Source organism: Desulfosporosinus youngiae DSM 17734 (assembly GCF_000244895.1).
Taxonomy (GTDB): Bacteria; Bacillota; Desulfitobacteriia; order Desulfitobacteriales; family Desulfitobacteriaceae; genus Desulfosporosinus; species Desulfosporosinus youngiae.
The window spans coordinates 4,640,273-4,652,868 of the sequence record NZ_CM001441.1 but is presented as its reverse complement, the minus strand read 5'-3'; the positions used below and the strand labels follow the sequence as shown (position 1 = coordinate 4,652,868).

Sequence of the window (12,596 nt, the reverse complement as noted above, 5' to 3'; positions counted from 1 at the left end):
AGAATAAGATGGAGACTCTCTATAATCTGTTTGAGACCCTAAATAATCTATTTTTGATTATTGCGGCTTTCATCCGTGGATTGTTTGCGGATCCCCAATCAGTTTGGGCTAATTTAACCATGGATGTTATTGGTTTTATCATCGTGGTTGTGATAATCGTCCTGGCTGCTTTAATTTTGATCTTACTTGAACGTAAAATAGCAGGATGGACCTCGCAAAGACCAGGGCCTAATCGTCTCGGTCCCCGCGGATGGTTTCAGACAATTGCCGATGCTTTAAAACTGATTGGAAAAGAAGATGTTACTCCCGCCGGCGCAGACAAGTGGATTTTTAAGATTGCGCCAATGATGATCTTCTGTATTCCGATGATGACCTTAGCTGTTATACCGTTTGGAAGAGGCATGGCGCCTGCTAATCTGGATTTGGGTATTTTTTACTTTGTAGCCATGTCTTCTATTTCGACAGTCGCTTTTTTGATGGCAGGATGGGGATCTAACAACAAGTACTCCTTACTTGGAGGCATGCGGGCGGTTGCCCAAATGGTCAGTTACGAAATTCCCTTGCTCTTTTCTTTGCTTGGTGTAGTTATGATCACTCAATCCTTTAATCTTGGCGTCATTGTTGATGCGCAAGCAACGATTCCTTTTATCATCCTTCAGCCTCTTGCCTTTGTAATCTTTGTTATTGCAGGTATGGCAGAACTGAATCGTGCTCCCTTTGACCTGGTTGAAGCGGATCAGGAAGTTGTCGCCGGACCATTTACAGAGTATACGGGACTTCGTTGGGGCTTGTTCTTCCTTGGTGAATACGGAAACATGACTGCTTTGTCGGCACTCGGTGCTACCGTGTTTCTAGGTGGATGGCAGGGACCGGCATTCTTGCCGGGGTACGTTTGGTTCTTTATGAAAGTCGGAGTTTTCATCTTCTTTATGATGTGGGCTCGCTGGACTTTCCCAAGAATTCGTATTGACCATCTAATGCACTTAGCCTGGAAAGTCTTGTTGCCGCTTGCGATTTTAAACATTTTGTTAACGGGTCTGGGGATCTACATTTACGGATTCGTGATAGGAGGGTGACATAGTGTTTGGTAAAGGTCTACTACAAGGTTTAGGCATCACGCTCAAACGCATGGTCGGTCCCAATATCACTGAGTTTTACCCCGAGGTAAAACCAACCCTTCCGACCAAGGTGCGTAGTTCCATGGGGCTGCAGCCGGACAAATGCATCTCTTGTAACATGTGTGCGATGGCCTGTCCAAACTCGGTTATTAAACTAACCAGTGAAAAGAATGAAAGCAACAAAAAGGTTCTTAAAAGCTATCATATGAATGTTGGGCGTTGCTTGTTCTGTGGTATGTGCACAGAAGTATGCCCGACCAAAGCTTTGACAGTCACGCAGGAATTCGAGAACTCTATCTTTGAACCTGACGATTTAATTTGGGATATGATGCAACGGGCTGAGCGGAAAGGGCAGGTGAAGTAAGCGTGAGCACTATCGTTTTCTTTGTATTTGCCATATTGGCGATTGCTGCTGCATGGGGTGTTGTTACATCAAAGAACATCGTGCATAGCGCTTTCTATCTGGCACTTTCCTTTGCAGGGGTTGCGGTCCTTTACATTCTGATGAATGCAGATTTTTTGGCGGCTGTACAACTGCTGATTTATACAGGCGCGGTGGCCGTCATGGTTGTCTTTGCAGTCATGTTAACCCTGCGGGGTGATGTTCGGGAAAGCAGTCCGGAAAACCGTCGTTGGATGGTAGGTGCGCTGGTAGCTGTGTCCGTGTTTGCCATGATTGCGCTGGTCGTTCTCACCAATGCGGACTGGCGGGTGTTACCGACACCGTGGACAGGCGGAGGGTCGGCTGAAGACATGTCATTACTCTTACTCTCCCAATTTATGATTCCCTTTGAAGCTTCAGCTGTTTTGCTTACCGTTGCCTTAATTGGAGCCGTAATCCTGGCGAAGGGAGTGAAAGAAAGCAAATGATGAATTTGAGTAATTTAAGTGTTGGGCTTTCTACCTATCTCTTAGTTGGCGCCATGCTCTTTTGTTTGGGGCTGTACGGAGTCTTTGCCAAGAGAAATATTATTGCCTTGCTCATGTCCATTGAGCTGATGCTTAATGCCGTCAATATCAACTTTGTGGCCTTCAATCGCTTCCTTTGGAACCAGAAGATTGATGTGCACTACTTGCTGACCGGGCATGTGGCAGCCATATTCGTAATTGTCATCGCAGCTGCTGAAGTAGCCGTTGGACTGGCTTTGATTATTACCATTTATCGTAATCGCCGGTCAACCAACGTGGACGAATTAAATTGGTTAAAGTGGTAAGAGAGACTATGGAGAAGGTAGGTGTTCAAGGAAATGCATGATCTCTTTCAGTGGGCATGGTTAATTCCCGCTTTGCCCTTCTTGTCGTTTCTAATCATCGCCTTTATCACGAAACGATCCAAACGACTGTCTTCCACAGTGTCGATTCTCGCTATTCTTACCGCGCTCGGCCTGGCCATTGCTATAGGCTTAGGCGTTATTCAAGCGGGTGAAAAAATTGTGGAACATCCAGCGATCGTCAATGTGAATTGGCTGAATATTGTGGGACTGCAGATCGATTTTGGAACCATTGTCGATCCCTTAAGTGCCATGATGTTGTTTGTTGTTACCCTGGTGGCCTCAATGGTGCAAATCTACTCCTTAGGATATATGCATGGAGATGAAGGATTTTCCCGTTACTATGCATACCAATCCTTGTTTGCATCCTCGATGCTGGGTATGGTTCTGGCAACCAATCTATTGCAACTCTTTATTTTCTGGGAATTGGTCGGCTTATGTTCCTATCTCTTAATTGGATTCTGGTTCTTTAAAGTATCTGCCCGGGAAGCCGCCAAGAAAGCCTTCATTACCACTCGTGTCGGAGACTTTGGCTTACTGCTGGGGATGCTGTTCCTCTATACGAAATTTGGAACCCTCGACTTTGCGGCACTCTCTGCGGTCTTGAATACCAACATCCAAGACGTCGCAATCATCGGCACGGCAGGCTATGTGACCATCATGGCGTTCCTTGTCTTTATGGGCCCCATCGGGAAATCCGGACAGTTTCCCCTTCACGTCTGGCTCCCGGACGCTATGGAAGGCCCTACACCGGTTAGTGCCTTGATCCATGCTGCAACCATGGTTGTTGCCGGTGTGTATTTAGTGGCGCGAATGTATTTTCTCTTTGATCACGCCTCCCCGATGGCCTTACAGTTTATTGCAGGTTTAGGAGCGTTTACGGCCATCTTTGCGGCATCCATTGCCATCGCTCAAGACGACATCAAGCGGATTTTGGCCTACTCTACCTTAAGCCAGCTGGGCTATATGATGTTTGCCCTCGGTGTCGGTTCCTACTCGGGATCCATGTTCCATTTAATGACCCATGCCTTTTTCAAAGCGTTAATGTTCTTAGGTGCCGGTTCTGTCATCTATGCCATGCATCATAAGCAAGACATTTGGGATATGGGCGGGCTTTGGAAAAAGATGCCGATCACAGGCTGGACCTTTTTCATCGGCGTATTAGCCATCTCCGGAATGCCGCCCTTTGCAGGCTTCTGGTCGAAAGACGAAATTCTGGCCAACGCCTTGCATAACGGTCATCCCATTATTTATGCAGTAGGTCTGTTTACGGCCTTCTTAACAGCCTTCTATATGTCAAGATTGTTCTTTGTCGTCTTTATGGGGCCGGAAAAGCCGGAAAACCATCCCCATGAGTCGCCCTGGAGCATGACCATTCCCCTGATGATTCTGGCCTTCTTTAGTGTATTTGGCGGATTTGTAGCCTTACCGGAGCATAACTTTGCTTACTATGTTCACTATGGAGTCCATCATCATGAAGCAATCGACTGGTTCCTGGCCGGAATTTCCGTTCTCGCGGGACTGATCGGTATCGGTTTGGCTTATGTCACCTACGTCAAGCACCTTATCTCGGCGGATCATGTAGCGGCACGCTTCTCAGGCGTGTATAAGCTGCTCAAAAACAAATATTATATCGACGAGATCTATCTCTGGCTGATCCATCACATCATGGATGGAATGGCAAAAGTTCTCTACTGGTTTGACATCTATATCGTTGACGGCGTGGTTAACGGGCTTGCTTTAATGACACGGGGCAGCGGTAAAGTTCTTCGCCGGACCAATACAGGACAACTACAAACCTATGCTATGGTCTTCTTTATCGCGGTCGTCGCTATATTCATGGTCTTCGCCTTCGGGGAAGGTCAGCTGACAGCGCTTAACCCCTTAGCGACGCTGGGAGGTGTGAAATAATGTCTGCACTACCAACAGTGGGTTCACTGTCCATGCTGCTGCCCTTCACCATACTGGCACCCTTAGCGGCCATGCTGCTGATCGTCTTCTTGCCCAAAGAAGAGACCAAAACCATAAAACTAGTGGCAGCCATGGGGATGTTTGTCTCCTTAGCCTTCTCCCTTTACGCCTTCTTTAACTATCAATGGGCACTGGGCGGAATGCAGTATACCCTGACCATTCCCTGGGTTCCCGATCTTGGCGTCAACTTAGCCCTGGGTGTTGACGGCTTAAGCTTACCCATGCTTCTGCTGACCAACCTCATCGGTTTCGCTTCGATCTATGCTTCCTGGAATATAGATAAGCGGGTTAAAGAATTCTTCATTTTACTGCTGATTCTGATTGCCGGGGTTATGGGAACCTTTATTGCCCGGGATCTGTTTATCTTCTTCCTCTTCTATGAAATCGTGGTCATTCCCATCTATATCATGGTAATCATCTGGGGCAGCACCAAACGGGTTACCAAAGAATACGCAGCCATGAAGCTGACCATTTACCTGCTGATCGGATCAGCCTTCCTGCTGGTCGGAATGGTGGCTCTCTACCTGGCAGCCGGTGCCAATGGCAACCCGACCTTTATGTTTGATCAGCTGGCAGCAAGGCAAGACCTCTACAGCCCCGCTTTCCAAAAGGTCGCCTTTGCCTTAATGATCATCGGATTCGGATCTCTGATTTCCATGTTCCCCTTCCACTCCTGGTCACCGGACGGATATGCCGGCGCGCCTACGGCGGTCAGTATGATTCACGCGGGTGTCCTGAAGAAAATCGGGGGCTATGGCTTAATCCGTTTAGGAATCTATGTCCTGCCCATCGGAGCAAAATTCTGGGCTCCGTACATTGCGACTCTGGCCGTTGTCAGTGTGCTTTATGCCGCGTTCATCGCCCTGGCTCAGAAAGACCTCAAATATGTCGTGGGATATTCCTCCGTCAGCCATATGGGGTATGTAATCATCGCCGTCGCAGCCTTGACGCCCACCGCAGCAACCGGTGCCGTGGCCATGATGTTTGCCCACGGTGTCATGGCAGCGCTGTTCTTCTCCATGATCGGTTTTATCTACGAGAAGACTCATACCCGCAATATCGCCGATCTCGGCGGACTGGCCCATCAGGTGCCGCGCTTGGCCATCGGATTCGTGATTGCAGGTATGGCTTCCCTGGGCTTGCCGGGAACCGTCAACTTCATTGCGGAATTCACGATTTTTATGGGAGCCATTAAGGTATTGCCGGTCCACACCGTGCTGGGAATTGCCGGGATAATCTTTACAGCCGTCTATATTTTACGGACGATCGCCAACGTTCTCTTCGGGCCGCGCCGTTCCGAATGGGATCATCTGACGGATATTCGCGGACCTGAACTAGTTCCGCTGGTATTATTCACTGTCGTGATCTTTGCTGCAGGAATATTCCCGAACCTTTTACTGGGTATGATTGATACCGGAGTTACCTCCTCAGGCCTTGCCAAGGTCCTTGAGACGGTGAGTCAGGCGAAGATGGGAGGGTTGTTCTAATGGTAGAGTTCAATATCACTACAGTGCTGGCACCTGAAATAGCTTTAGCTCTGCTGTCCTTGATTCTGTTGGCCATTGGACTACTGATTCCAGCCGGCGCTCGGAAAGGCATGATGCCGCTCACGGTTTTCTCCTTATTAGGCGTTCTTGCTTATACCTTGTATGACTTTTTCTGTGGTCCGGAAGCAGCCTTTTTAGGCGGATTGTATATGCACGATCAGTTTGCCGTCTATTTCAAAGTGCTCTTCCTGTCGGCTGCCCTGCTCGTGGTGCTCTCTTCAGGCGGGTATGTGCAGAAATTGCCGAAACATCGCGGGGAATTCTATGCCCTGCTCTTAGCGGCAACCTTGGGAATGATGCTCATGGCCGGGTCGGGCGAACTGATTACCATGTATGTGGGCCTGGAGCTAATGACGATTTCCTTCTATATTCTGGTGGCCTATCTGGCCGATGATCCGCGTTCTTCAGAAGCTGGAATTAAGTACCTGGTACTGGGTGCTACATCATCAGCCATCTTACTCTACGGCATCAGCCTGATTTACGGACTGACCGGATCAACTCAGCTTATAGAAATTGCCGGCAGGCTGGGCGGCACCTTTACCCCCGCAAGCTTCCTGGCGACGGTTTTCCTGCTGGCCGGATTGGGCTTTAAGATTTCCCTGGTTCCGTTCCATCTTTGGGGACCGGATATCTATGAAGGGGCACCGACACCGGTCACAGCCTTCCTGGCGATCGCCTCCAAAGCAGCAGCCTTTGCCGTGCTGATCCGGGTTTACCTCTTGACCATGAATAGCCAAGCCTTTACGGCGACGGGACAAACCCTTCTCCTTGTTTTGGCGGCGATCACCATGATTGTTGGAAACTTGGCCGCTATTCCTCAAACCAACATCAAACGTCTGTTGGCGTTTTCCAGTATTGCTCAAGCCGGTTATTTAATGGTAGGTATCATTGCTGAATCGGCAGCGGGTATCAAAGGGGTTCTTTTCTACGCGATGATCTATGTCTTCGCCAATATGGGAGCCTTTGCCGTAGCGACGCTTGTGGCAGAGAAGCAGGACAGCAGTGAAATCAGGGATCTGGCCGGATTGTGGCACCGATCTCCCTTGTCAACGGTTGTCATGACGGCATCGCTGCTGTCTTTAGCCGGAATTCCGCCGCTTGCCGGATTCGTAGGGAAGTTCTATCTCTTCTCAGCCGCTATGGATCAAGGATATGTGGCTATTGCTTATATCGGGTTCGTCATGAGCATGATTTCCGTCTATTATTATCTGTCGGTGGTTAAGGTGATGTTCCTTGCTGATGGCGAGGGCTTGCCTGAGGTTCCAGTCCATGGGGCTGCGAAGTTTACGATGGTATTTACTATGTTAATAACCATTGCCATTGGTCTTTATCCGACCCCGCTGGCTAAGATGGCCATTGCCGCAGCGCAAAGCTTGTTCTAAGGGCGTGTTTGTCAGCATTGTTCTTGAATAGTTTCTTTAACTATGACGAAAAGAGATTCTCAGTATTTACTGGGAATCTCTTTTCTAAACATATCATAAAGTATAAGTCTGGGGGTGCATAAGGGCAACCAGCGACTTCGCCTCACTTAAGAGTATGCGTTTAAGGTACGGCGAAGCCGGGTTTTCTTTACCTGCACAATAACTGAAACGGGTGTTGCTGCAAATGGATTTGAGCTTCATTTTGTTATTGAGTTTTGATTTTGTAAATGAGGCATTTAAAGGTACAATATAGATAGTCTTGGTATAGGTCGTGTTGGATATTAAGAACGTTTTATTAAAAGGAGCTGTCTGGCTTTGTGGAGAATAAACAATCTTTAGGGAAATCCGGTGAAGAATTTGCAGCACGCTTATTAATAGAGTCCGGCTTAAAAATAGTTAATCGAAATTATCGTTGTCCAAAAGGAGAAATGGATATAATAGTACGTGATGAAAAAGTACTAGTATTCATGGAGGTACGAACCAGACGCTCTTCGTATCGAGGATGGGGTGAAGAAAGTATTACTCATCAAAAAGCCCGGAGATTAAAGGCAATCGCGTCGTATTATTTACTCCAAAAAGGATATTCCAGCTGGCCGTGTATAAGATTTGATGTAATGGCAATCCGTTGGATTGGGGAACAGCCAGAGGTGAATTGGATAAAAGCGGCTTTACAAGACTAGTTTTCTATATACATCATAGTTTAATCACACAATATTCACGGATAAGTGGTAAACTTAATGTTAGAAAATTGTTAGAATGGATTAATCGGTTAGCCAAAGGAGAGTTTGTAAATTGGATCCGATTTTAATTGTTGATGACGAAGAGAAAATCAGAAGTCTAGTAAGATTATATCTGGAACGAGAAGGTTTTGTTGTAGAAGAAGCGGAGGACGGTCGGGTCGCCTTGAATAAGTTTCGTTCAGGGCAGTTTTCTCTATTGATTGTCGATCTTATGATGCCTGACATTGATGGATGGCGTGTCTGCCGCGAAGTTCGAGAGAGTTCTGCGCTCCCAATCATAATGCTAACCGCTCGGGGAGAGGAGTTTGACCGTGTCCTGGGTCTCGAACTGGGTGCGGATGATTATCTGGTCAAACCGTTCAGTACGAAAGAGTTGGTCGCACGGGTAAAAGCACTTTTGCGACGGTCGAGAGGCCAACTTCAGATGGTATCATCGGAGATAACTGCGGGGCTGCTCAGAATCGACAAAGAACGGCACCGGGTAAGCATTGGAGATGACGTGATTAACTTAACTCCTCTGGAATTTGACTTGCTGTATTTCCTGGCTAAGAATCAAGGGCGGGTTTTTTCGCGGGAACAACTTATGGAAACAGTTTGGGGATATGATTTTTATGGAGATGCCAGAACGGTTGATACACACGTCAAAAAGCTTCGCGAAAAGCTGTTCCATCCAAGTGTTAAAAAGATGTTAGTCACCGTATGGGGCGTTGGTTATAAATTCGATCCTGATCAGGTACAGTAATGGCTACAAAAATTCACGCCTGGTCGATTTCTATCAAACTATGGTTAGCGATGACCCTACTAATTTTAGCGGTTTTAGGAGGATTAGGGTTCACGCTTACTTGGCTTTTTGGGGATTTTTATCTTCAACAAAAATTAAATTCCCTTCGCTCAGAAGCAATCGAGATTTCAGCCCGTTTTGCCGCTGTTTCCGATTGGAACTCAAGGTTAAACCTACTTGAATCCCTTAAGTTAACCTCTGGAACTCAATTAGTTTTACTCGATCCCCAAGGCAATGTAATCGTTATATCAGGTTCGACCAGCAATCAAAGCATACAAAATAATTTAGAATGGTATCCCGGAGGATTTGTGGGAGGCCCAATAAGCGGGTTGCATCGAAACTTAAGGCCTTCGGATTTCTTTACCGAGGGGAATTTAAAACAGGTTCTGGCGGGTCAAACCATCTCAATTAAGGCATTGCCGATTAATGGCGGGGCACAAGCTATGTTGCTTGCCGCTACCCCAATGGGTACTGATCCAGTCAAAGGGGTAGTGTTATTGGGGAGTTCTCCTATTCCTATTCAGGAGAGTATTGCGACCTTTCGTCGCTTGATTCTATACGCATCACTCATTGCTGTTTTCTTAGCAACTGCAGTCAGCCTCTTTTTTGCCCAGCATGTCACCCGTCCCCTTGGGCTAATGCAGCGGGGAGCAAAACGAATGGCCAAAGGGGATTTTATGCCTATTCAAGGAGTCTCAAGTGAAGACGAAATCGGTGAGTTAGCAGAGGCTTTAAATTCCATGGGTGAGAGCCTGAAAAACCATATGGCTTGGCTTTCTCAAGAGAAAAACTTACTTCAAGGGATTCTGGAAAGCATCAGCGATGCAGTTGTTATGTTGAGCTGTGATGGTTCAATTCAATATACTAATGATTCGGCCAAGGCCTTGTGGCAAGACGATGAAATAGAAGTTAAGGAACGAAAAACCCAAATTGCGGATATTCTCCAAGCGATAGCCTTACGGGAGGAGCAAAGCGAAAAAAACGAAACAGTTGCCATAGGGATTCAAGTTTTGCAGATTGTTATGGCCCCTATGGAGGAAATTGAAGGGATATGCGGCCATGTAGCTGTGCTGCGTGATGTCACTGCCTCTTTGCGAGCGGAAAAGACACGACGGGAGTTTTTGGCTAGTGTTACACATGAGCTTCGGACTCCTTTGCATCTTATCCAGGGGTATTTGGAAGCTATTCAAGATGAAGTTATCCCTAAAGATCAACAGGAAGAATACATTGACTTAGTTTTGGAAGAAGCCAAACGATTGGCCCGTTTAGTGCAAAATTTACAGGAAATTAATTGGATGGAACGGGGGCAGGTTTTACAGCCTATGGCTATCGATTTAGAAGGTTTTATGTTAGATATAGACCAACGCTTTCAAGGCAGAGCACAGGAATTAGGCGTCAATCTGGAAGTCGCCAAGGGGTCAGGAGAATTGTATGCCAACCCTGATCAGCTCTTGCAAGTCTTTATCAACCTTCTGGACAATGCCTTGAGTCATACTCCACAAGGAAAGACAGTCAGAGTTTTTATGGTGGAAGAACAGAATGAGGTACGTTTGGTCGTTCAAGATGAAGGGGAAGGAATTCCTAAAGAAGCTTTACCCTACATCTTCGATCGTTTTTTCAGGGTGAATAAAGCACGCTCTCGAAAAGATGGAGGTATGGGCCTGGGTCTTGCTATTGTGCGTCAGATTGTAGAGGCTCATGGTGGCAATGTACGTGTTGAGAGTGATATGGGAAAAGGAACAACCTTTTGGATTTGTTTTCCGCGTTAGTGAGAATGACAAAAATATCGTCCAATTATAACTATTTGGAAGGAATTTATAGAATTAACACGAACATTCTATCTTTGAAGAGGTGATTGAATGTTCGCCGCCGTATATGGAATGAGTGTCCTTGGCTTACAAGCTCATATAATACGAGTAGAAGTTGATGTGTCAAATGGGCTGCCAAGCTTTGACATAGTTGGTCTTCCTAACCCTGCTGTTAGAGAGGCGCGGGATCGGGTGCGTTCAGCAATACGAAATTCAGGCTATAAGTTCCCCTTTCAGCGGGTCACGGTCAATTTGGCTCCTGCGGATTTACGTAAAGAAGGGTCTGGACTCGACCTGCCGATTGCGATCGGGATACTTGCTGCGACGGGGCAATGCATGCCCTCATCACAGCGCTACGTTTTCTCTGGGGAACTTTCTTTAGAAGGAAGTCTCCGACCAGTGCCAGGCGTGCTGACCATGGCGATAACTTTAGATAAAGAAAATACTGAATCTGGCTTAGACGAGGCTCAGACCGGAGAAACCTTGATTTTGATTGTACCGCCGGATAATTTGGCCGAAGCTCGTTTAGTGTCTGGGCTGATAACCCATAGTACAGACACTCTGGCACAAGTTGTAAAAGGGATAGAAAACGAGGGCAGCTTTCAGGATGACCTACTATCCCGCTCTCCCGAACCGGAATTAAATAAAGGGGTAAATGTAGACTGGGCAGATATTCATGGACAGCAAAATGTAAAGCGAGCTTTAGAAATAGCAGCTGCCGGTGGGCATAATGTTGTCTTAGTGGGGCCTCCAGGCTCAGGGAAAACCCTGTTAGCTAAGGCTTATTCAGGGATACTTCCTCAATTAAGCGAGAAGGAGAGCATTGAGGTCACTCAGCTCTACAGTGTTTGTGGTTTGCTAAATTGTAATGGCTCTTTGGTACAACATCGTCCTTTTAGGAGTCCTCACCATACGGTTACTAAGGTGGGTATGATTGGAGGAGGAAGGAATCTGCGCCCGGGGGAGTTAAGTTTAGCCAATCACGGGGTGCTGTTTCTTGATGAACTTCCGGAGTTTTCACGAGAAGTATTAGAATGCTTACGCCAGCCCCTTGAAGACCGGGAATTGACAATTACCAGACAAACAGGGAGTATAACCTATCCCGCCCATGTCAGTGTCATCTCCAGCATGAATCCATGTCCTTGCGGATTTTTTGGTGATCAGGGAAGAGTTTGCCACTGTACACCCCAGCAAATCCAAAACTATCGGGGAAGAATCTCCGGACCACTCCTGGATCGTTTTGATATGCATGTTGAAGTGCCCAGGCTGAATTATTCTGAGTTGAAGGACAATTCCAACCTGGAATCGTCTAGGGTTGTCAGGGAGAGAGTAATGTCGGCTCGTCAGAGACAATGGGCCCGTCTGGGACCGGCAAAAACGAATGCTGAGATGACGGCGAAGGAAACCAAAGAATTTGGTAAGCTGACTCTGAGCGGAGAATCGCTCTTACAAAGGATTTTTGAGAGCCAGCATCTTAGTGCTCGCGCTCATGATCGTATTTTAAGGGTTGCATGTACGATCGCGGACCTGGGTGGGTCTGCAGATATTCTTCCAGAGCACTTGGCTGAGGCAATACAGTTTCGTGCTTTGGATAAACGGTTCTTTTAGTTATGATTAATAACCAGATATCATTGATTATGAGGTGAATAATAGGTAGAAAATTCTTATCCGCTCTAAAAGGATATTCGGAACACGTGTTGAATATAATTAACTGAATATAATGAATATTATGTTCAGAGGAGGTATTATAAACTGGCTTTAGGCCGAAAAAGCCGAAAGACATTATATTCTTTAAATTATTCAATTTGAGAAAAGCGATAACTTATGTTTATGAAGATCCTTGAATTTACAGATAATAAAGATTAAAATATTAATGATTACCATTGAAATCCAATAGATGTCGAAGTATCCAAGTTGATTTGCTGAGCTAATTAACGCA

General features: G+C 46.5%; 11 protein-coding genes. All 11 read left to right on the top strand.

Annotated elements, in window-relative coordinates:
* Positions 1 to 8: 8 nt before the first annotated feature.
* The 11 genes from nuoH to DESYODRAFT_RS21450 all read left to right on the top strand — a co-directional run bounded on the left by nuoH (position 9) and on the right by DESYODRAFT_RS21450 (position 12,265).
* Complete coding sequence (nuoH, locus tag DESYODRAFT_RS21500) at positions 9 to 1,076, top strand: NADH-quinone oxidoreductase subunit NuoH (RefSeq protein WP_007786322.1); 1,068 nt, start codon at positions 9 to 11, stop codon at positions 1,074 to 1,076.
* Positions 1,077 to 1,080: 4 nt separating this feature from the next.
* Positions 1,081 to 1,482 (top strand): NuoI/complex I 23 kDa subunit family protein, encoded by a 402-nt coding sequence (locus tag DESYODRAFT_RS21495; protein WP_007786321.1) that lies wholly within the window; start codon positions 1,081 to 1,083, stop codon positions 1,480 to 1,482.
* A gap of 2 nt (positions 1,483 to 1,484) precedes the next feature.
* Positions 1,485 to 1,988 (top strand): NADH-quinone oxidoreductase subunit J family protein, encoded by a 504-nt coding sequence (locus DESYODRAFT_RS21490; RefSeq protein ID WP_007786047.1) that lies wholly within the window; start codon positions 1,485 to 1,487, stop codon positions 1,986 to 1,988.
* Entirely contained in the window at positions 1,988 to 2,332 is a 345-nt protein-coding gene (gene nuoK, locus DESYODRAFT_RS21485) for an NADH-quinone oxidoreductase subunit NuoK (protein ID WP_042339946.1), read from the top strand. The genes DESYODRAFT_RS21490 and nuoK overlap by 1 nt, the downstream gene beginning before the upstream one ends.
* Positions 2,333 to 2,353: 21 nt before the next feature.
* Positions 2,354 to 4,300, top strand: coding sequence for an NADH-quinone oxidoreductase subunit L (gene nuoL / locus DESYODRAFT_RS21480; RefSeq protein ID WP_007786320.1), 1,947 nt, complete (start codon positions 2,354 to 2,356; stop codon positions 4,298 to 4,300).
* Entirely contained in the window at positions 4,300 to 5,847 is a 1,548-nt protein-coding gene (locus tag DESYODRAFT_RS21475) for a complex I subunit 4 family protein (protein WP_007786044.1), read from the top strand. The genes nuoL and DESYODRAFT_RS21475 overlap by 1 nt, the downstream gene beginning before the upstream one ends.
* Positions 5,847 to 7,289: an NADH-quinone oxidoreductase subunit N gene (locus DESYODRAFT_RS21470; RefSeq protein ID WP_007786043.1), complete on the top strand. Its 1,443-nt coding sequence runs from the start codon at positions 5,847 to 5,849 to the stop codon at positions 7,287 to 7,289. Before DESYODRAFT_RS21475 ends, DESYODRAFT_RS21470 begins: the two co-directional genes overlap by 1 nt.
* Before the next feature lie 356 nt (positions 7,290 to 7,645).
* Positions 7,646 to 8,008, top strand: a complete 363-nt coding sequence (locus DESYODRAFT_RS21465) for a YraN family protein (RefSeq protein WP_007786319.1) — start codon at positions 7,646 to 7,648, stop codon at positions 8,006 to 8,008.
* Positions 8,009 to 8,120: 112 nt separating this feature from the next.
* On the top strand, positions 8,121 to 8,810 hold the full coding sequence (locus DESYODRAFT_RS21460; protein WP_007786318.1) for a response regulator transcription factor: 690 nt from the start codon (positions 8,121 to 8,123) through the stop codon (positions 8,808 to 8,810).
* Positions 8,810 to 10,618 carry a sensor histidine kinase gene (locus DESYODRAFT_RS21455; RefSeq protein ID WP_007786317.1) on the top strand — a complete coding sequence of 603 codons (1,809 nt, stop codon included), beginning with the start codon at positions 8,810 to 8,812 and terminating at the stop codon, positions 10,616 to 10,618. Before DESYODRAFT_RS21460 ends, DESYODRAFT_RS21455 begins: the two co-directional genes overlap by 1 nt.
* A 90-nt stretch (positions 10,619 to 10,708) precedes the next feature.
* The gene (locus DESYODRAFT_RS21450) at positions 10,709 to 12,265 is read left to right on the top strand and encodes a YifB family Mg chelatase-like AAA ATPase (protein ID WP_007786316.1); all 1,557 of its coding nucleotides are present in this window, start codon (positions 10,709 to 10,711) and stop codon (positions 12,263 to 12,265) included.
* Positions 12,266 to 12,596 lie beyond the last annotated feature (331 nt).

What these genes read in the sequence shown, in the direction of transcription:
- DESYODRAFT_RS21470 (WP_007786043.1), top strand. Translation starts at nt 5,847, where the DNA reads ATGGTAGAGTTCAATATCACTACAGTGCTGGCACCTGAAATAGCTTTA.
- nuoH (WP_007786322.1), top strand. Translation starts at nt 9, where the DNA reads ATGGAGACTCTCTATAATCTGTTTGAGACCCTAAATAATCTATTTTTG.
- nuoK (WP_042339946.1), top strand. Translation starts at nt 1,988, where the DNA reads ATGAATTTGAGTAATTTAAGTGTTGGGCTTTCTACCTATCTCTTAGTT.
- DESYODRAFT_RS21450 (WP_007786316.1), top strand. Translation starts at nt 10,709, where the DNA reads ATGTTCGCCGCCGTATATGGAATGAGTGTCCTTGGCTTACAAGCTCAT.
- DESYODRAFT_RS21455 (WP_007786317.1), top strand. Translation starts at nt 8,810, where the DNA reads ATGGCTACAAAAATTCACGCCTGGTCGATTTCTATCAAACTATGGTTA.
- DESYODRAFT_RS21475 (WP_007786044.1), top strand. Translation starts at nt 4,300, where the DNA reads ATGTCTGCACTACCAACAGTGGGTTCACTGTCCATGCTGCTGCCCTTC.